This window comes from Mastigocoleus sp. MO_188.B34, assembly GCF_030065675.1.
Taxonomy (GTDB): domain Bacteria; phylum Cyanobacteriota; class Cyanobacteriia; order Cyanobacteriales; family Nostocaceae; genus Mastigocoleus.
This window is the reverse complement of the sequence record NZ_JASJDK010000031.1, coordinates 1-20193: the sequence shown is the minus strand read 5'-3', so window position 1 is coordinate 20193 and position 20193 is coordinate 1. Positions and strand designations below refer to the sequence as shown.

The following is a 20193-nucleotide window of genomic DNA, read 5'->3' as shown; positions in this document are numbered from 1 at the left end:
AATATTAAAATTTATTTGAATATTAATTATGGTCAATAGTTTTGTTTGTAAAAATGAAATAATTCAATAATATGTCCGATAAATCTTATCATAACTTTTCCAATAACAATCATCAAAATCAAAACAAAAATCAAAATTATCAAAACAAAAATCAAAATTATCAAAACCAAAATCAAAGTAAAATAGATGGAAATTTTCGTAAATATCCATATTTCTCTATTAACGGTTATGAAGTGACTCAAGAAGTAGGCTGTAACCGAGAAGGAGGACGTATTACTTACATTGGAAAGACGGTCACATCTGGGACAGATGTAATAATCAAAGAATTTCGCTTTGTCCAAAAAGATAGTAATTGGTCTGGTTTTAAAGCTTATCAACACGAAATAGAACTTTTAAAACAACTCAACCATCCACGGATACCTCGATATTTGGATTCTTTTGAGACTCCGGAGGGTTTTTGCCTTGTTCAAGAATATAGAAATGCTTCTTCCTTAGAAGAAAAACATAGTTTTACTATTGAAGAAATCAAAAAAATAGCAATCTCAGTTTTAGAAATATTAGTTTATCTCCAGGAACTCAACCCACCAATTATTCATCGAGATATTAAACCAGAAAATATTTTAGTTGATGAGCAATGTAATGCTTATTTAGTTGATTTTGGCTTTGCACGCCTACAAAATGAAAAAGTTCCTCTAAGTGGTATTTTAGTTGGAACTCCAGGTTTTATGGCACCTGAAAGTATTTGTGGTTATACTCTAACTCAGGCATCAGATTTATATAGTTTAGGAGTTACTTTAATTTGTTTATTAAGTAATACTCCTTCACTTGAAATCGGTAAATTAATGGATAGCAATTATCGTTTCGACATTGAAAAACTATTACCAAAAATTACTAATAAATTTGCTAGATGGTTAACAAAGATGGTAGAACAAAATGTCGAACGTCGTTATCCAAATGCGGCAAAAGCTTTACAAGAAATAAATTCTATAAATACTGTTGTTCGTACTGAAGATAAAAGAATATTAACTCGCATCATAAATAATAAAAAACGACTAATAATTTTTGCAGTTATGGCAATTGGAGCTATAATCGCCAGCAATATTACAACTTTCAAGTATGAGAAGAATCGTCCCTTGAATCAACTATACAAAACTAGAGAGTGTCAGGCTTGTAACTTATCATTTGCTTATTTAGCATCTACGAATTTAAATGGTACAAACTTAGAGAATGCGAATTTAGAAAACTCTAATTTGGAGAATTCACAACTAAAAAATGCCAATCTGAAAAAGATTAATCTCAAATCATCTAATCTTGGAAGTGTAAACCTAGAAGGTGCGAATCTTCAAGGTGCAAACCTTGCACTGAATAATTTGGTAGATGCAAACTTGCAAGGTGCAAATCTAGAAGGTGCTAGCTTGGAAAATTCCAATTTGGTACATGCTAACCTTGAAGCAGCTAATCTTATGAATAGCAATCTTCGGAATTCCAACTTGTGGGGAACGAATCTTAAGGATGCAAACTTAAAGGGTGCAAATTTGAAAAATGCTAATCTAACGGGTGCTAATTTAGATGGTGCTAATTTAGATGGTGCTAATTTAGATGGTGCAATTATTGCAAGGTAGTTATTCCAATGATTGGTAATTGGTAATTGATAATTGGTAATTGGTAAGCAATTATTTAAATTTGTAAACAGTGCTCAATAAAGAGTGACTATTATTTTTTAAGCCTTAACTTTATTCTCATTACATTTGCGCTTCATCGAATATCCCATAATTCCTGCTATTGCAGTACCAGCTAGACTCAGAGGTTCAGGTACCGCTTTTTTGTCTAAAGGTATATCATTCTTTTTATCTCCACCTTGGAAGCCATTATCAATTAAATTTTGCTTTGTGTCACCATCTTTAAATAGATCTGCTAGGGTTATTAGCAATGGCATATAGCACAGCAATGAAGATTTTTTAGCATCGGAATCATCATCGTCTTCAGAAGCATGGGCATACAAACATAAGGATATCATCGCTCCTACTGGAAGAATCGTACCCAAACTTGTACCACCATCATCACCAAAATTTTGCAGATTTTTTACTAAATCTTTAGCAGCTGCATTCTCTTGATTTTTACTACCTTGCTTGATATTATTGTTAACCTTGCGATCATGGGACAGTTGTTTTTGCGATTGAAAATCTTGATTTAAAGAATATTCTTGTAACTGCAAAACTAGTTCTGTGATATCTTGTCTATTCTCAGAAGCAAACTCTTGTTCGAAGTTGATTTGTGCAGCTTGTACTGATAGGGTTTGTATACTGCAAAAACTCGCAAAATAAACAGCAATAGTTAAATTTTGCTTACTAAAACTCTTCAAAGTAGTATTAATATTTTTGAGATTCATCATTTGATTCAAATTTGAAAGATAAGTATGCAGATATAGCAAAGTATTCTGCTAGCTTGAGCAGCTAAGACTGATAGATATGCATGAAAATATGCCTGAAAAATCCTTGTAGAGAAGTTATTATGTCTTGCAATATGCTTCACTAAAGACTTCCATATGATGGATCACAGGGAGAAAAGAAAATCCCACACAATTAGTAAGCAATAACAAGCCTAGTTATAATAAATATATTGTGAGATAGGTTACTTCTAAGCAAACGAAAACTACAGTAAGTACACCCTTGACTCGGATAAAATATCAATAAAAACTCTGAACAGATAAATAACTAATGTGCTTTAGACTACCTCTATTCCAGGATGGCAATATAAATCCTAAAATGTAAAGGTAATTTAGTTCATTTACAAAATCATCACATTTATTTCTTAGTCATATATCAAGCAATAAATCTTAGAACTAGGAATTTATCGTGATTAACCCCATTGTTAAAATTTTTGATGATATGAATTTTTATTGAATTTTGCTGTTTAAGAGTAGTTTATGCGAACTTATTAGATATTGTTTCTATTTGAGTAGATTAATATTATTTGTCTTTTAAAGTATTATATAAAACCCAAAGATTTTTCAGGACTTATTGTTCTATATCAATGACGATATAAATATATATATAATTAGTAGTACTATTGTTCTGGATTTAAAGGTTGAACAGTAGTATTATTAAGGATTATTTTCCGCTGCTCCTTCACTCTGTTGATATGTCAGAAACTAAGCCTATTGTTTCCTTGAACGGACATCTTCCCCATCTGCATCATAACGGTCAAAATACTATCCGCATTCGTGGTGCGAGACAACACAATCTCAAAGATATCGATCTAGAATTGCCAAGAGATAGTCTGATTGTTTTTACAGGCGTATCGGGTTCTGGTAAATCTTCTTTAGCATTTGATACGATTTTTGCAGAAGGACAGCGTCGCTATGTAGAATCCCTGAGTGCTTACGCACGGCAGTTTTTAGGACAAATGGATAAACCGGATGTGGAAGCCATTGAGGGTTTAAGTCCGGCAATTTCTATCGACCAAAAATCTACTTCCCATAACCCCCGTTCAACGGTGGGAACAGTAACAGAGATTTATGACTATCTACGATTGTTATTCGGGAGAGCAGGGGAACCCCATTGTCCAATTTGCGGTCGCTCTATTGCTCCACAAACCATAGATCAAATGGTAGATCGAGTAATGGCTTTACCTGATCGCACCCGTTTCCAAATTTTGTCACCTGTAGTCCGGGGTAAGAAAGGTACTCACCGCAAATTACTCTCAAGTCTTGCTTCTCAAGGTTTTGTCCGAGTTCGGGTTGATGGTGAAATCAGAGAATTGTCTGATTCCATTGAGCTAGATAAAAAATACACCCATACCATTGAAGTAGTTATCGATCGCTTGGTGAAAAAAGATGGTATTAATGAGCGTTTGTTTGATTCCCTTTCTACTTGCTTGAAGCAATCTCATGGAATTGCAGTCATTGATATCAACCCCTCATCAAAGCCAGAAGAGAAAAATAAGGAAAAACAAGAATTAGTATTCTCAGAAAATTTTGCTTGTCCCGAGCATGGTGCAGTGATGGAGGAACTATCACCGCGCTTATTCTCGTTTAATTCACCTTATGGTGCTTGTTCTAACTGTCATGGTTTGGGTACTCTCAAGAGGTTTTCCCGAGAATTGGTAGTCCCAGATCCAGACGCACCTGTTTATGCTGCGATCGCTCCATGGTCAGAAAAAGATAATTCTTATTATTTAGAATTGCTTTACAGTTTGGGACAAGAATATGGGTTTGAATTACAAACACAGTGGAACAAGTTAAATGAAGAACAACAAAGTGTAATTCTCCACGGGGAAAAGGAGAAAAAAACTACAGAAGAACAAAAAGCACAAAGAATATTCAAAGGGGTACTTCCCATATTGCAGCGCCAGTATGAGGGCGGTACGGAGATAGTTAAGCAGAAATTAGAGCAGTATTTAGTTGATCAACCCTGTCCGGTTTGTCATGGGAAGCGTTTAAAACCAGAAGCGTTGGCCGTTCAGTTGGGACAATACGGGATACTAGATTTAACTAGTGTTTCCATCCGAGAATGTCAACAAAGGGTAGACGATCTAAAACTGAGTCCGCGTCAAATGCAAATCGCCGATCTGGTGTTACGTGAAGTTCGCGCTCGCTTAAAGTTTCTCCTCGATGTTGGGTTAGATTATCTGACACTGGATCGCCCAGCAATGACCTTGTCTGGTGGTGAAGCTCAGCGAATTAGGTTAGCAACACAAATTGGTTCTGGTTTAACTGGAGTACTCTACGTATTAGACGAACCAAGTATTGGTTTACATCAAAGGGATAATGGTCGCTTATTACAAACCCTGAAAAGATTGAAAGATTTAGGTAATACCTTAATCGTAGTCGAGCATGATGAAGAAACTATCCGTACAGCAGATTACATTGTTGATATTGGTCCGGGTGCAGGGGTTCATGGTGGAAAAATTACCGCCGAAGGCGATTTACAATCATTATTAGATGCGGAAGAATCCCTAACTGGGGCATACTTATCGGGACGAACAGTAATTGAAACTCCAGTTCGACGTCGGGAAGGAAATGGAATTAGTTTAATTCTCAAAAATGCCAGTCGCAACAATTTGAAAAATATTGAAGTGGGAATTCCCTTGGGTAAACTCGTTGCTGTCACTGGTGTTTCTGGTTCTGGGAAGTCTACCTTAGTAAATGAGTTACTTTATCCCGCACTGCAACATCATCTCACCAAAAGAGTTCCATTTCCTAAAGATATAGAAAGTGTTCAAGGACTTAAAGCTGTTGATAAAGCCATTGTAATTGACCAATCCCCCATCGGTAGAACTCCCCGTTCCAACCCCGCAACCTACACGGGTGTTTTTGATGCAATTCGCCAAGTTTTTTCTGAAACAATTGAAGCTAAAACTAGGGGTTACAAGCCGGGACAATTTTCTTTTAATGTCAAAGGTGGACGTTGTGAAGCTTGCGCTGGACAGGGTGTAAACGTAATTGAGATGAACTTTTTACCCGATGTTTACGTGCAGTGTGAAGTATGCAAAGGTGCTAGATATAATCGCGAAACCTTACAAGTTAAATATAAAGATAAATCTATTTCCGATGTCCTCAACATGACAATTGAGGAAGCATTGGAATTCTTCCAAAATATTCCCAAAGCAGTTAATAAACTACAAACATTACTTGATGTTGGTTTGGGATACATGAGATTGGGACAACCTGCGACAACTTTATCGGGTGGTGAAGCACAACGGGTGAAACTTGCAACCGAATTATCACGTCGCGCGACAGGTAAAACACTTTATCTGATTGACGAACCAACCACAGGTCTATCTTTTTATGACGTACACAAATTACTAGACGTTTTGCAAAGACTAGTAGATAAAGGTAACTCAGTTTTGGTCATCGAACACAACTTGGATGTCATTCGTTGTGCTGACTGGTTAATAGATCTTGGACCAGAAGGTGGTGATCGAGGTGGTGAAGTGATTGCTGCAGGTACACCTGAAGATGTTGCAAAAAATCAGAGGTCATATACAGGAAAGTATGTAAAACAGGTTTTGGCGCAATATCCAGCGAATAAAGCAGCAAGTAAGGTTGGTTAGAAATGTAGATTAAATAAAGTACAAAAGTAGTGTGCTGTTAGCATCGCGTAACGCACCATTCCAAATTTCAGAGTTGCAGTTTATTAAATTCTCATTCCTTAGCAGCAACAGGCGAAATTTTCTAGCCGATGGTGAGTTAATGTTTATTTCGTGTTGCAGTATGGGTGGATTAATTGTGCATTGTCTGGGGTTGCATGACCCCCATCGGCTCTTCTACATTCAGAAAAATAAAAAGATTGAAAAATTAAAAGTAGTTCTTTTCTCAGCCTGCAAACAGCATGATAAAATCTAAAATCTGAAAGTCCGTCAGCTAAAAAGCTTTCATAGGAGTGATAATATGCAAATCAAACAAACAGAAGTAATGATTTCCACTCCTGACGGAAAAATGCCTGCATTTTTGTGTACACCTACAGAAGGCGATCGCAAACCAGCAATCATTCTCCTTATGGAAGCATTTGGTTTAACATCCCATATCCAAAATGTAGCAGCCCGAATTGCTCAGGAAGGTTATGTAGTGCTGGCTCCAGATCTGTACTATCGCGAACTACCAAATAATAAGTTTGGTTACGACGAACTTGAACCAGCTAAGGCGATGATGTGGCGTCTTGATTTTGATAAGTCTGTAGAGGAAGATATCGGAGCGGCTTTGGCTTATGTCAAATCACTACCAGATGTTTATCCCGACAAGGTTGGAGTGACTGGATTTTGTTTGGGTGGTGGATTAACTTTTCTTACCGCTTGCAAGTTATCATCTGAAATAGCTGCTGCTGCACCTTTCTATGGTGTAGTTCTTGATGAGTGGATCGAGGCTGTAAAGAATATCACTGTGCCCACATACTTGTTTTTTGGTGGTGTCGATCCATATATTCCCCTAGAACGAGTTAAACAAATCGAGTCCCGCTTCCAAGAAGTTGGTAAGGAAGCTGGTAAAGATTATATATTGAAGGTTTATTCTGATGCCGACCATGGATTTTTCTGCGAAGAGCGTTCTTCCTATAATTCCTCTGCAGCAGAAGACTCTTGGCGGGAACTGACTGAGTTTTTCGATAAACATCTAGGAAAAATTGTTTAGGTCAAAATACTAGCCCATAGCACTACCAAATCGATCGCATTACTTTTGACTACGAAATATCAAGTTTTTCGGGACTTGTAAACCCACTTAAAATAATTCCGTCTTTGGCTCGCATGTAAAGCACTGGTGTTGCAAAGTCCCGTCTGTCGAGTCCACATTCCATAGAAATTGCATTCCGAGTTTTCTGGATTGCTGCATCTATGGGATAACCCAGTGCTAAAGTACGATAAAATTCGTCTGTGAAAAGTTTGGCAGTGTTGTCAAAAATAGAATACTGCATTGCTATTACTGCGGGTATTCCCCGACGCACTAGGTTTGGTGCTGTACCTCTCATTGCTTGGTTTGAAGCTACTTTTGCCCCTTGACAGGAATTTAGGATAACTAATCCTACATTATGACTACCTAAGAAGAAGTTAGCGAAGTTTTCATCGTCCATATATTTCGCTTTTCCTGCTTCATCTATCAAGGCGATGTAGCCTTTGTTATTCTCAAATTCACCATGACCGATGAAGTGAAACACCTCGTAATGCTTCTCGTTCAGCTTTTGTTGGATTTCTCGTCTCGTTGCTGTTTGTAAAATATCTAACTCAATGTTTTTTGTTTCTATGTGTGTTTTTAAGGCTTCTTGAATTAGTTTTTCTTCTCCAACAATGTCTAATGTGGCTAAGTCAGTGGGAGTGGAAATGACTAATAGGACTTTCAGAGGTAAACTAACAGCTTTTAGATCGCTTTTTTTTAAGGGAATATCAATATAACGAGAAAGAACGGTTTCGGTGTTGTTTCCTAAAAAGGTGTTGGTATCTTCGTCGTAGAGGAATTCCCAAGGTAGGGAAGCTAATTCGGGTGATTCAAATATTAGACGTAAGCGGACGCTTTCTTGGTTTGTTTGTGCGCTTGCTAATGTAGCGTGGAATCGAGCATTAATTTTATCGGGAAACAGTGCTTGGTAAAGCTCGTGACCTAGTGCTTTGAGCAGTTCTGTATCTGTCTGATTGAGTTCGATCAGTTTTAATGTCAGTTTGATTTTATTGATATCTAATAATAATTGGTTTTTAACTTCCCCTTGTTCTGAGGAAGCACGAATATAATAATTTTTATCAACTATGATTTGAAAATCCTGGTAATTAATTTGAGTTTGATTTTGTTTACATAATTGTTTATCTAATAAAACTTGTTGTGCTTGCTTTTCAGGGTCTGACTCAGATGTAGTAGGACTTAAAGTATTAGAAGTTAAATCTTTCACCCATTCCTGAAATAGACGAGAACCTAATATGTAAGATTCATCATCTAGTAGGTGAATTACACCGGTACCAGCCATTACTTCTAATGCTTCTGACACTTTGAATCGGCTGAAACTTGTATTTTTTGCTAAATCTTTGGGGGTCGCTTGGCATTGTTTGATTAAGGTACAGTAAATTTTGCGTTCGTCTTCACTAAAGCAACCAGAGAGGTGTTCGGCGTTCCACCAGGAAGAGAAATCTTTATCGTGATGCTGTAATAATTTGTTGATGAGATGAGTGTCTAAGCATTGCTGCTCAAGTTCACATTGCTGGTTGGAGTCAAAAATCATGTTGAGCGATTGTTGGATCAGGTAGGGATGACATCCAGACCATTCAATAATTTGCGCGATCGCATCTTCACTCAAAAAAATATTTTCTTTTTCGGCTTCATAAGTCTGCGACATGTGCGAAACGCGATCGCATATCAGTTTTCTGGTATCTTCTTCGCTTAAGGTAGTTAACCATTCAATTTCTGCTATGTTCAATAATGGCGAACCGACGCGCTGCTGATATTCTTTTAAGTCTCGGTAACCGGAAAGCAACAAACCTAAAGCTGATTTGATGGCGATGTCGGTATCTTTTAAACCCCGTAGATAAGACCAAGCATCAGTAGCCCAAGTTTGACGGACAATGAATTCAGCACCATCAATCAGGAAGCAGACGCCTTGAAAGTTTAATTCTTTTTGTTTTCGTAGTTCTTCTTTTGTTTTTAAGAAAGCGAGTCGAAAGTTATCATTATTTAACCGCTTTTCGGTGTCGGGATTATTAATATTACAATTAATATTTAAACTTGAGAGGAAATTCAAAGTAACTTCAGCACCCTTAACTTGATTGAGAAACTCGGGGTACATTTGGTTAATGTTTGTTACAGGAATTTCTCGCCAGCGTTCCATTGCTTCTCGGAGTCTGGCGATCAGGATATAACGTAGATTATCTAAGTCTTTGGGTTGTTCTAACTTGAGATCGATTAATACCGGGAAAGCACGACGAAAATATTTAGAATTGGGATTGCGATCGGGATTATTATTAGGATCGAGCAAGTTCCATTCGATAGCACGTAAAGCGCTGGTTTTACCCAAACGTCTTCCACCTAAGAGTATCCGCACCTGAAAGGGGAATTTGAGCATGGTATGAATTAATTCACTACGTCCAAAGAAGTAGGAGGGTTCTGTTATGGGGGTGCGGTAATTATCAAAGGGACGTTCTCCTACAGAATCGTACATTGCTCAATTTCCTCTTCTGTCATCTGCATGTAGATCCACCTTGATAAGAGACGAATTCGGATATGGTAAAGTTCGTTACTTTGAATTTCTTGGGTTTGAATTTCTTGAATGTGAACTTCTTGGGTTCTATCTTCTTGGGTTTGAACTTCTTGATTTTGAACTTCTGAATCTTCAACTTTTTGCTCTTCAACTTCCTCCTCATATAACAATCCAACATTTATCAGCCAATTACAAGCATTTAATAACTGGTTGGTTTTAAATTTGCTTTTTAGTTGGTTAAATAAGGCTGTTTGTGTTATTTTTCGCTGTGAATCTTCGTTACAGGCGATACATTGCAGCACAGCAATAGCAACTTGGAAGTTGCGTTTCTCTAAGTCTTCCCAAATACTTTTTTCTAGATAATTTTTTAACTGACCTCTTTGGGTTAAGGTTTTCTTTAAATATTTTTCTACCATTCCCCATTCAATGAGCGTATTACTGTTTTGATGAGGTAAGTCCTGCTTATTTTTAATCAAATACGGTTCAGATAAACCTGAATTTTTTGGTGGAGACGCGTTAGCAAAGCGTTCCCGTAGGGAAACATGTCGCGTCTCTACAGTGTTATTTGTTTCAAAAGAATTCTTAACTGAACTATATTGATCTTTTATTTTTTGTGTGAGAAAACGGGCGATTTGACGAGAAACGAAGGGATGTCCACCACTTTGATAATGGATTTGTTGGGGTGTTGCGGTGTCAAACTCTAAACCCATTAGTTTACCAAGGTTTACCAGCATGTCTTGGGTTTCTTCTTCTGAGAAAGGTGGTAAAAAGATTTCTTTGAAGAAGCTAAAAACTGGATTTGTTGCAACTCCTGCTTGTGTCCAGGAATTAATCCGATTGCAATCGGGATGTACGTCAGCAACCAGTAATGACATTTTCTTTTCTTGACATAATACCCGCAGCGCTCCAAAAAAAGCATTGAATTCTTCAGCTTTTTCGCGATCGTCTTCTGGTGTGGGAATAATTCTTTCTACTTCATCTAAGAAGCACAGGATGGGTAGTTTATATTTCTTTTGGTTGTGATATTTTGTTTGGTTCTGGATAACACTGACATATTCATTCACCCGTTGAATAAATTCAGCTGTTAACTCAGCAGCAGGTTGTTCTCGAGGAAATGGTGCAAATTGGGGAAAGGGAGTTTCACTTTCTAAGCTAGATAAACCATCAATAATCTTGTTAAATAAATCCACAGCGTAACGAGAACCGCCGTAGCTTTGCAAATCAATATGGATAATGGGATATTCCCGCAGCATAAAACCCAATTGGATCAAAACTGAGGTTTTACCTGATTTACGCAGTCCAAAAAGCCCTAATGCTTGATGTCTTAGTAGTTCTTCTCCCAAGCGTTGTAAGATTTCTGTACGACCGAAAAATGATAATGTGTCGGTAATGGCATTGCGATCGTCAAAGAAGTCAGCATGTTGGAAATATCGATCAATATACTCATCCAGCAAGCCAATACAATTTTCTTTATCGCTTAAGGCTTTTTCCACGGATGTGATGGGAATGGGAATTAAGAGAAAATTATCCCGTAACCGCACCTTAGCAATTTCCATTCTGGCTGCAGGATCTGGAGGAATTTTGTAGATTAATAAGCCAGCTTTGGGCGATCGCTCTATTGTTATTTCTGTTTCTGTTGTCGATTCTGCTTTCAATTGTTGGGAAAGTTTTACCAAATGACTGATATCTTCATCTGTCGGGGTATCGATCGCGATCACAACAGGAAACGGCGCATAATTACTCAAACTGCTTTCAATATTTTCAATGGTCAGGTATAGTTTTTGCTCCCGTTTGACCGTCGCATCGACCTGTTCTAAAAATTTTGCTACTAAATCTAAATACTGGGTTTTTTGTTCGTGTTGTTGTAATAATGACTTTACTTTTGCGCCTTGCGTCCATTTTAGCGGTAAGCGCAACTGTAACAACTGAACAAATTTATCGCTTAATGTATGGTCTTTGCTGTTAGCAGCATAGTCGATAATTCTTTCTCGCAGTTCTACTGCATCATCTAAGGGAAGTAAGTTCGCTAATAATAAATAAACACCGCGAAATCTGGGGTCGTTAATATGTTTTTGAATCCGTTCTTGAATTGCTTCACCTGCACCGCGAAAGTTTTGTACTAGGAAGAATTCCATAATTTTATCGTGACGAAAATACCAGGTTGTTTCTGGTTCCCCTTTGTCATTTTCCCACAGACGACTGATAACCATCTTATATTTTTCATTTCCCAAGCATACTAATTCAGATCCAAATTCCTCACTGGGTATGATGGTTTCGTCATACAATCGCATTTGATAAACAGCTTCAGAAAACTTTTTTAAAGGAAATTCCCGTTGGTATTCTCGCTGATATTCAGCCGCCATCAGTTGATATTGTTGTTCTTGCAGGCGAAATAAATTTGGTTGCTGTCCTTGTGATAGCATCAGGGCAACCAAAGTTAAATCCATCGGATTAGAAAGGATGCGCTTGGTTACTGCTAAATCTTCCGGTGATTGCTGTTCGTTGAAAGCTTCCGCAAGATAGTTAGAACAAGCTTGGTCGTATTGTGTAAATGATGCGTTAATTCCTTTGTCTTCGCCAGTCCCCAATCGCCATTCCCCAATCGTCTCACCACGCAACAGCAAAAATTGCTCAATTTGTTCGCGTTCTAAAGGCTGCAATTCGTATTTCTTCGCAGTCGAAGGCGGTATCCAGTCGAGGGGCTGAGTAGTCATAATTATATTGCCCCGAAAATAGCTTTCTGCAAACTGGGAGATTTTCGCTCTGGTGTCCGCTGTAACTTCGTTGAGTCCGTCGATGCAGATATCTAAAGCACCATTGTAAATCAGGTTTTTTAGGAACTTGAAGTCATTTACTTGCTCCTTTAATTTGGCATAAATTGCCTTGATTACCCCTTTATCACACTTTTGAGCGGGGAGGTAAACAAGAATACGCCGGGAATTATTCGCTAAATGTCGCAAAAACATTGATTTACCCAAACCCGATTCCCCTTCTAAAACTATTTGTCCTTGGAGACTTGGGATCGCTTGAGTAATTGGTTGAACTTGTGACGTAATATATTTTGGGGAATATTTATTTAATGAGTTTGTTTTTTGTGGTGATCGCTTTCGCCAAAGTCTATTTCGCAAAAATATATTTATGATTGTGACGAAAGCAAAAGTATTGCGTTTGCTAAAAGCATTTATCAAAGACAGTGGTCGGAATATCTCAGGATTACTTTCTGTCGTTGCAACTACTGTAATTGTGTTATCTAGTAAGTTCTGATTTTGATCTAAAACTGGAATACTACCTGGTGGAACCTTCACATAAGATTCGCCAAAATAACCTTGCTCGACAAAATTATCTAATCCTGCATCTCCTAACAACAAAGGTTTAAATGGTTGTAACAATCTCTCACGGGACCAAGGAACCAAAGTTAGCAGTAAGCCAATATAACCAAAACCGAGAATTCGTCTCAGCCAAGGGTTCCAGAACAAAGGTGCAAGAACTGGAGTAAATGTGGGGTAAATAAGGGTCAGGATAAGCCAAATCGCAAGGTGAATCAGGATTATATCTTTGGCAATGAAGAACCATTTCCAAAACTGCAGATTATTAATGATGCGCTGTATGGTGTCAGCTTCGTTATAGCCTGCTGTTTTTAAATTATCGTGATGTTTTTGCAACAAAGAAATATCTAAGGCTTTCCAAGTAACACTTTTATCTTTGGCAATTCTTCCAATCTTATCTGCCAAATCATTTCTTAGTCTTCTCAGATCCTTGGTAGGTTTCCATACTTCCAGGAAGATTTCTAGTGTTTCCTTTGCTTCATCATACTTTATTTGTTGAGGAACTGTTTGAGAATAACCCAACCATGTCAGTAAAGTTTTTACCTCTTTAGTCCCACCACCAGTGAAGTAAGTTAAAAAGCGCCATTGTTTATATTCTGAATGACTAGGATCGTAAAGATTATTGAGGATAACAACAGCTTGTTTTAATTCAAGTTCCCCAAATTTTCCCAACGCCTGTGCTGCAAGAGAACGAACGTAAGAATCCACCTTTTCATCTTTGAGCAAATTGAGAATATCGGGAATATATTTGGCTTCAGGTTCTCCAAATGTGCTCAAAGCCCGTGCTGCACTATTACGAACAAAATGAAGATCCACATTTTCATCTTTGAGCAAGTTGAGGATATCGGGGATGTATTTGGCTGCAGATTCCCCAAATTTCCCCAACGCCTGTGCTGCACCAGAACGAACACTAGAATCCACCTTTTCATCCTTGAGCAAGTTGAGGATATCGGGGATGTATTTGGCTGCAGGTTCCCCAAATTTAGCCAACGCCTCTGCTGCACCAGAACGAACACTAGAAGACACCTTTTCATCTTTGAGGATATTGACGATATCAGGGATGTATTTGGCTGTAGATTCCCCAAATTTCCCCAACGCCTGTGCTGCACCAGAACGAACACTAGAATCCACCTTTTCATCCTTGAGCAAGTTGAGGATATTAGGGATGTATTTGGCTGCAGGTTCCCCAAATTTAGCCAACGCCTCTGCTGCACCAGAACGAACGTAGCCTTTCACATTTTCATCCTTAAGGATATTAGCAATTTTCTTAATAATCTTTTCTGGTTTATTTATCTTTTTAATGTAATATTTATTTAATTCACTCAAAGCATATTCCTTAACTTGGTCATAGCCATCATCTAAGGCTGCAACAATACCATTAATTTGCCACTCTTTTGGTTTTGGCTTGTTTTCTTCCTGAGCACTAACCCAAGGAATGGACAAAGAAATAATTAATAAAAAAGTAACCAAGAAAACCCAAACGGGAGCAAACTTGGGGCGGTGGCAGGAAAATGCAGTCATAAATCATACATATAAATAATTTTATTACCTTACTTTTATTGTAAAAATTATTGTAAAAAGAATTTTGACTACTCCAAATATCCCAATGGGTCTTGCTCGGTGTTGTAGCAATCATATTTGATTTGTGAACAGATAAAGACGCGCCGTGGCGCGTCTCTACAATATTAATGTTCACAAATGATTTAGGGTTGCTATATCATTACATCTCTACAAAAATCTTAGCGAACAAACTTTGGTATTACAGAAGTGAGGAATGAATTTTTACATTTATAGTCGTCATTACAAACAAACCATCTAATTACTATCTAGAAGTAGCAACTTTCACTTCTTCAATTGCTCCCGATTTCCCCATTGTTTTCGCCACCTGTTGATTCACACTTACCAAAACTCCCCCCGCATTCCCAGCGCGAACAGTAAGTTCCTTATTAGCTTTCCAACTACGTTTGGCTCCTTTATCTAACTTACCTTCATACTCAACTTTCCCATCAGCAACTACTTTAATCCAAGATTTCTCTTTTAAAGTGATTCCTACTTGTACTTGTTTTGGGGATGCTTGATTCTTCTTTTGAGTCGTAACCTTAGATATAGAAGAATCCTTTTCAGAATTTAGCTGAGATTTTTCAGGATTTTGAGATAATTGCAACTGCGAATCATTTACATTACTATTAGCACTTAATGATGCAGTATTTAAGAAAGTAGATAGACCACTTATGGAAAATAAAATTAAGAAAATATAAATAAGATAAAGATGTACCGAACTTAATTGTCCAATTGGTCTGACAACCCAGGGTGAATTAATCGTAATTTTACTCGAACCTAAAGGATAAGTACTAGCAAATTCTGCTCCATTAAAACCAAGGACATTAGCAAATTCTCTAATCAAACCTTGAGTATAAATTGGTTCTGGAAGCTCCGCTAAATTCGCTTGTTCTATTGCTTGCAATAACCGACGTGAAATCCTTGTCATTGCAACAATTTCATCCAACGAAAAACCTTTTTCTTCACGACAAGTGCGTAGTTGAGCACCCATCTCCGTTAATTTTTCTGCTCTTTGCTCTTCTAGTGATATATTCGACTGCTGTTTTTCCTGCTTTTTAAACCACTTCATCTTTGGTTTGACTCCTTGGAATACCTTAATCATTAATGGGGATATACGGGAATGATTTGCACAAATTACTGGCACAAATTATTGATACAAATTATTGATACAAAAAATTAACTTCAAAATCTTTGAGATAACGGTATTTTCCTGGAGATAGACTCTCTTTTTTTGATGTATTTAATTTGATTTGACCAATAGCGGTACGATGCAGCTTGATTACTGGGTATCCCATTTGTTTCGCTATAAGGCGAATTTGGCGTTTTCTTCCTTCCTTGAGAATAATTTCGAGTTCACTAGTCGCAGCCAATTTTCTCAGCAGACGCACCTTTGCTGGTCTAGTTCTCCTTCCATCTAAAAGCACACCCTGACGCCATTCTTCTAATACTTCTTCTGGGGGAAATCCTTTTACTACAACTCGATAGGTCTTGGGGACACTGTGACGAGGATGAGTCAGTCGAAATGTTAGTTCACCATCATTAGTTAATAATAATGCTCCTGTAGAATCAGCATCTAGACGACCAACAGGATGAATTCCTTTTCCTTTTCTCAGTTCTTGTGGTAATAAATCTAAAACCGTTTGTCTTCCCTGTGGGTCATCACATGTTGTTACAACACCCTTTGGCTTATGTAACAATAAATACACTTTTTCCGGATTGTTTTTAGGTAATACTGGATTATTATCAATTTCAATTATGTCAATTTGTGGGTCTATTTTTTGCCCAATATGTGCTAGCTCATTATTAACTTTTACGCGAGAATGCCTAATCATTTCTTCGGCTTTTCTTCGCGAAGCAATTCCCCACTGTGATATTATTTTCTGTATTTTCACCCCCATGTGATACCTGGTATATTTTTTATCTATAAAATTAGTGTATATACTGCTTATGAATTATTGATAGCAATAATTGCTACATTTAGATTCTGCTTGAGTACATTTAAATCGTAACTTCATATTTATAAAGCTAGAGTAAACAAATGTCACGTAATACCTCAAAGAAAAAAAACTCCAGAAAAATTCGTGTATTCACCAAAGTACTCACAACAGCTCTTAAATTATGGCTGCGATCGCAAGTAAGCCAAATATCCCAACTAGAAGTGGAAATAAAAGCCAACGATGGTGAAATACTTTCTGGTTGCATACCCTGGGTATCAATTCTTGCTAGTGACGCAGTCTATCAAGGTATTTACCTGACCGAAGTCCAGCTGATAGCAGAAAATATTCGCATTAATATTGGCTCAGTACTCAAAGGTCAAGCACTACAGCTACTAGAAACAGTCCGAGTGTTTGGTGAGTTGAGAATTGAAGAAAGCGACTTAAACGCTTCTCTTTCATCAATATTATTATCCACTGCTTTAAACGATGTAATGACTCAAATTTTACCAGAATATATTGCTAAATCCAAGTTAACTAATTGGCAAAAAATCATTATTGAAGAAAGGAAAATATTGCTCAATGGAAATTTATGTAAACAAAGTATTTACGAGCAGGTAGATATTGTTATTGGTTTAAGTTTGTTGGGTTCTCAGAAGTTACAATTATCGCCGATCCATATCACTAAATCCGATGAAAATATAATAAAAAATCATACAGAAGATATCGATTTAGGAGACGATGTAGATATTCAATATTTGAATTTGAGTAAAGGAATACTTGCATGTAAAGGGACAGTTAATGTCAATCCTTAAACTAAATCCTTAAATCAAATCCTTAAATTAGTCGTAAGCAAAATATTAATAGGTAGTTTTTGTTGTAAAATCTCTAACTAATTACTAAAGTTACTAAAAAAACTACAGATCAAACTAAGTAGTAACTGGTTTAAGAAAAGATTAAAAATTATTAATTTACGATACTATTCTTGTGTTTAGTTAGATAATGCAAATTTTTTGTGTCAGATTTTAATATTAATTATTACTCGAACGGTTTTGTCACAAGAAATCTAAATAAAATAGTTGGAGATTAAATATATGAAAACCAATTCCCTAACTATTGATCGATAGATAGTTTAGTACCTTGACACCTACAGTATTTTGCATTACATTGTAATACATGTTATGTGGATCAAATATTGAATCTCAAAAATATTGAATCCCAATAATATTTAAATATAAGTCTTTAATTGTAAGGTTACTTGAACTTTACAACCCAGTTACTAAGTAGATTAATAAGAAAAATCATAACTTGTTTGTAATAGCGCTTTAGCGCTACAGTGCTACTACGAGCCAAATACGAATATTTTATGTTTCTTGATATAGCTGCGCTACCTACGGATCCGGAACTGCTACCTACTGATCCGCTAATGACTTTTTACTTTTTACTTTTTACTTTTTACTTTTTACTTTTTACTTTTTACTTTTTACTTTTTACTTTTTACTTTTTACTTTTTACTTTTTACTTTTTACTTTTTACTTTTTACTTCCGCGTAGCGGTAACAGTTTCAATATAAGTAATAAAATTTTTACCATATTAAGGGCTTATTTATTCACAACCGAACGATAGTAAACTGCACTTAGCAAAATTTTTATACGTAAATATCTTTCGAGTAATCTTTCAAATTTGTTTGATGTAATTTCAAATTTGATAAAAAATACTCGGATACATAACATTTAAATTTAAAAATAGATTATCATCTGTAAATCTTGATTCCTTAATTTTTGATTGCTGCATAAATTCAAATATGGGATTTGATTATTTTGGTAAAAGTGACGACTATCGCAACAAAAATCAACCTAGCCTACTTGCTAGTGGTTGGAGACCATTTAATCGTGAATTTGATTGGGATTTTTTGTGGCAATTATTTCATCAAGACACGCAAGAGTTAACTCAAAAAAGTTTAAATTTAGCAAGTCGTGTTGGAGAAAACTTAGGTAGAAATAATTATGCTTGGTGGGCAAACTTATTAAATGTTTTCTCTGAAGATACGCGTTATGAAGTTGAAAAGTTTTGGAATTACATTACACCGGAACCTTTATCACCGGACTATCGTTACAAAGACATTCTAAGCACTGAAACTCCCATCGTTCAGTTTGTAAGTCGTAACAGTATTCCAATTGACTATGTCCTTAACCGTCTTCAAGAGATTGCTGTATTCAGAGTTTTAGATTTATTAGGTTGTCCGGATATTATTACCCAATATTATTTAGAACGTGACTTTTATTTCCCAGTAGAAAAATTTAATGGTTGGGAGCGTTTAGATGTTGTCAACAGCGTGTACGCTTATTGGTCTCAACATGATGTTTGGCTCCAAATCGATCCCTATGACAGAGGTCGAAGACAATATACTTTAATGGCGAAAGATATACAGCCACTAATCAATAAAGCAACCTATAACTTAGCCGTGATGCTAAGTGGATACCAAAGTCGTGTGGGAAAAATTCATAGTCAATTCCCAATCAAAACTTTTGGAGCAAACATCCAAAGTTTTACTGACTCAGTACAGCAAGCAATTCTTAATCAAAACCAGTTAGCTGTTCTGGTACACGGAGAACCTGGGACGGGGAAAACAGCTTGGACTCAAGCGGTTGCCAAAGAAATCCTTGCACCTTTGGGCTATGTTATTTTCATCTTGGATCATGATGCTATTTCCAACTTTGTTCCACCATCTTACTTGGAAAGAATTTGTCTGATTATCAACGAAGCAGATAATTTAGCTCAAGATCGCGCTAGTGAAGTAGCACAATATAGTAATAAAACAGAGCATATTTTGAGTTTGCTTGATGGAACCCTATACCAGAGTGTTATTGATGATTCCGGTGTACAAATGCGACAAAGATTAGTGGTTTTGATGACTTGTAACACTACTGAAAGATTAGACCCAGCAATGTTGCGTAAAGGAAGAGTAGATTTACTCCAAGAGTTCAGTCAAAAGTTTGTTTAATTATTATTTTAAACAGGGAGTATAGCAATCCCAAATCATTCATAAAAACCATCTTGTAGAGATGTTGCAGAACCTACGGTGTAGGTATTAGACTCTGCATGTCTTCACAGAATTTATCTGTTCGCTAATTAAATATGATTGCTATGGGTAACAGAAAATAGGGGACAAAAATTTCCTCATTCAAATATATCTTGCTAAGAAAGATTTTCATTAATGTATAGGAATAATATTTGATTTTTGTTGGCGTAAGCCTGCGACTTTGCGCTTGAAATAAGTAGGGCTTGCTGAAAAAGTAGAGTTTCGCGAATCTAGAAGCCACACAGCTTGCAAAATATTAGTTTCGTCCTTTGGTTTCTAATTTACCTAGGGATATCAGGGAATAAAGTGCAAGGTTTTTGAGACTATAAACATTATTTCCTTGCACTTGTTTGACACAAAAAAGCTTAAAAACCTTGTCTGTCATAGGTTTGAGTTTTATTCAGCAAGCCCTAAGTAGGCGTAGGGTGTGTTAGCGACAGCGTAACGCACTATCCTTAAAGCTTTTGGTACGTTAATACTTCCGTCTAGAACACCCTACAATACCCAATTTTGCTATACTTACATCTTGCACCAACAAAAATTGATGTATCTTAATCACTCAGTATTAATAGTAAAAGCTTAATTTAGCAATAAAAAGTAAATAAAATAATGTAGCTTTATTG

Annotated in this window: 11 protein-coding genes; 5 read left to right on the top strand and 6 right to left on the bottom strand. The window is 36.7% G+C overall.

Annotated elements, in window-relative coordinates; genetic code table 11:
- Positions 1 to 71: 71 nt before the first annotated feature.
- Complete coding sequence (locus tag QNJ50_RS10135; protein WP_300634891.1) at positions 72 to 1622, top strand: pentapeptide repeat-containing protein; 1551 nt, start codon at positions 72 to 74, stop codon at positions 1620 to 1622.
- A gap of 98 nt (positions 1623 to 1720) precedes the next feature.
- Here QNJ50_RS10135 and QNJ50_RS10130 read toward each other — a convergent pair whose 3' ends face one another.
- Positions 1721 to 2392 (bottom strand): PEP-CTERM sorting domain-containing protein, encoded by a 672-nt coding sequence (locus QNJ50_RS10130; protein WP_300634889.1) that lies wholly within the window; start codon positions 2390 to 2392, stop codon positions 1721 to 1723.
- Between the two features lie 749 nt (positions 2393 to 3141).
- Here QNJ50_RS10130 and uvrA point away from each other — a divergent pair.
- Positions 3142 to 6054 carry an excinuclease ABC subunit UvrA gene (gene uvrA / locus QNJ50_RS10125; protein ID WP_300634886.1) on the top strand — a complete coding sequence of 971 codons (2913 nt, stop codon included), beginning with the start codon at positions 3142 to 3144 and terminating at the stop codon, positions 6052 to 6054.
- A gap of 337 nt (positions 6055 to 6391) precedes the next feature.
- Complete coding sequence (locus tag QNJ50_RS10120) at positions 6392 to 7126, top strand: dienelactone hydrolase family protein (RefSeq protein ID WP_300634884.1); 735 nt, start codon at positions 6392 to 6394, stop codon at positions 7124 to 7126.
- Between the two features lie 49 nt (positions 7127 to 7175).
- On the opposite strand, the gene QNJ50_RS10115 is transcribed toward QNJ50_RS10120, so the two are convergent.
- From QNJ50_RS10115 to QNJ50_RS10095, 4 genes are all read right to left on the bottom strand, one after another.
- The gene (locus QNJ50_RS10115; RefSeq protein WP_300634882.1) at positions 7176 to 9629 is read right to left on the bottom strand and encodes a CHAT domain-containing protein; all 2454 of its coding nucleotides are present in this window, start codon (positions 9627 to 9629) and stop codon (positions 7176 to 7178) included.
- Positions 9614 to 14515 carry a HEAT repeat domain-containing protein gene (locus QNJ50_RS28565; RefSeq protein WP_366914243.1) on the bottom strand — a complete coding sequence of 1634 codons (4902 nt, stop codon included), beginning with the start codon at positions 14513 to 14515 and terminating at the stop codon, positions 9614 to 9616. The genes QNJ50_RS10115 and QNJ50_RS28565 overlap by 16 nt, the downstream gene beginning before the upstream one ends.
- 301 nt (positions 14516 to 14816) lie before the next feature.
- Positions 14817 to 15623: a RodZ domain-containing protein gene (locus QNJ50_RS10100; RefSeq protein ID WP_300634880.1), complete on the bottom strand. Its 807-nt coding sequence runs from the start codon at positions 15621 to 15623 to the stop codon at positions 14817 to 14819.
- Between the two features lie 91 nt (positions 15624 to 15714).
- Positions 15715 to 16452, bottom strand: coding sequence for a pseudouridine synthase (locus QNJ50_RS10095; RefSeq protein ID WP_300634878.1), 738 nt, complete (start codon positions 16450 to 16452; stop codon positions 15715 to 15717).
- Between the two features lie 140 nt (positions 16453 to 16592).
- Between QNJ50_RS10095 and QNJ50_RS10090 the strand changes: the two genes are divergently transcribed.
- Together QNJ50_RS10090 and QNJ50_RS10085 are read left to right on the top strand one after the other, a co-directional pair.
- On the top strand, positions 16593 to 17303 hold the full coding sequence (locus tag QNJ50_RS10090; RefSeq protein WP_300634876.1) for a DUF2993 domain-containing protein: 711 nt from the start codon (positions 16593 to 16595) through the stop codon (positions 17301 to 17303).
- A 989-nt stretch (positions 17304 to 18292) separates the two neighbouring features.
- The gene (locus QNJ50_RS10085) at positions 18293 to 19492 is read left to right on the top strand and encodes an AAA family ATPase (RefSeq protein WP_300634874.1); all 1200 of its coding nucleotides are present in this window, start codon (positions 18293 to 18295) and stop codon (positions 19490 to 19492) included.
- A gap of 334 nt (positions 19493 to 19826) precedes the next feature.
- On the opposite strand, the gene QNJ50_RS10080 is transcribed toward QNJ50_RS10085, so the two are convergent.
- Complete coding sequence (locus tag QNJ50_RS10080; RefSeq protein ID WP_300634872.1) at positions 19827 to 19955, bottom strand: hypothetical protein; 129 nt, start codon at positions 19953 to 19955, stop codon at positions 19827 to 19829.
- Positions 19956 to 20193 lie beyond the last annotated feature (238 nt).